The sequence below is a fragment of the Autumnicola psychrophila genome, from assembly GCF_031846645.1.
In the GTDB taxonomy this organism is placed as follows: Bacteria; Bacteroidota; Bacteroidia; order Flavobacteriales; family Flavobacteriaceae; genus Autumnicola; species Autumnicola psychrophila.
Window position 1 is genome coordinate 1 of record NZ_JAVRHN010000027.1, and the last position, 1155, is coordinate 1155.

Here is a 1155-nt window from a genome sequence, read left to right on the forward strand (position 1 = left end):
CTGTATAAAAACAATGCTAAAACCTGTGCCAATTCGAAACTCCGTACGTGCTTGCTGCGCGTAATTTTCCTGCGGAAAATCACGCTCGCCCGCGCACAGTTTTTATATGATACGTTGTACCCAATTATAAAAACAACAATTTTCTTTCATTTGGTAAAAAATGAGTTTACTTTTGATAATATCAAATGATAGTATCAAATGAAACCGCCATACGAGATTACTCCAACTATTCTAAAATCCCTTACTTCAATTTCCGAAAAAATTGGTGCTATTAATGCCAATTATCTTAATAAACCTTCTCCTAAGCTTAGAAAAGAAAATAAGATTAGAACAATTCATTCCTCTTTAAAAATAGAAGGAAATACCCTTACTGAAGAACAAATAACTGCGCTTCTAGAACATAAAAGAATAATTGGTCCTAAAAAGGATGTGAAAGAAGTTCTCAATGCAATAGAAATTTATGAGCATCTGGAAAATTACAATGCCTTTGATGAGAAATCATTTTTGAAATGTCATAAACATTTAATGAAAAATCTAATTGAAGATGCCGGGAAATATAGAAAACAAGGTGTTGGAATAATGAAGGGTTCAGAGGTAGAACACTTTGCTCCGCCGCATCAAAATGTCCCTTTTTTAATGAAAGATTTATTTGATTATTTGAAGAAATCAGAAGAAATAGAACTTATTAAAAGTTGTGTTTTTCATTATGAAATGGAATTCATTCATCCTTTTTTAGATGGTAATGGTAGAATGGGACGGCTGTGGCAAACCCTAATTTTAATGGAAAAATATCCAATTTTTGAATATATACCTTTTGAGACTTTAATAAGCAAAGACCAAGAAAAATATTACGCGGCCTTATCAAAAAGTGACAAAGCAGGAAATTCTACATCATTTATTGAATATATGCTTAATGTAATTGAAATATCATTAAATAAGTTATTAGATTTTAACCAACGTAGATTTACAGAAAAAGATAGGCTTGAATATTTTGTTTCATTAAATAAAAGAGAGTTTACAAGAAAAGATTATATGGAAATATTTAAAGATATTTCAGGAGCAACTGCCAGTAGAGATCTAAAAAAAGGAGTGGAATTAAACTTATTTCAAAAAATAGGAGAGAAAAACAAAACAAAGTACAAATTATAACTACTG

2 protein-coding genes are annotated in these 1155 nt (G+C 30.0%); both read left to right on the plus strand.

Annotated features, from left to right (window positions below):
• On the plus strand, nucleotides 1-189 hold a 189-nt coding region (locus RM541_RS17340; protein ID WP_311501392.1), incomplete at its 5' end, for a hypothetical protein.
• A 9-nt stretch (nucleotides 190-198) separates the two neighbouring features.
• Nucleotides 199-1149 carry a Fic family protein gene (locus RM541_RS17345; protein WP_311501393.1) on the plus strand — a complete coding sequence of 317 codons (951 nt, stop codon included), beginning with the start codon at nucleotides 199-201 and terminating at the stop codon, nucleotides 1147-1149.
• The last annotated feature ends 6 nt before the right edge of the window (nucleotides 1150-1155 follow it).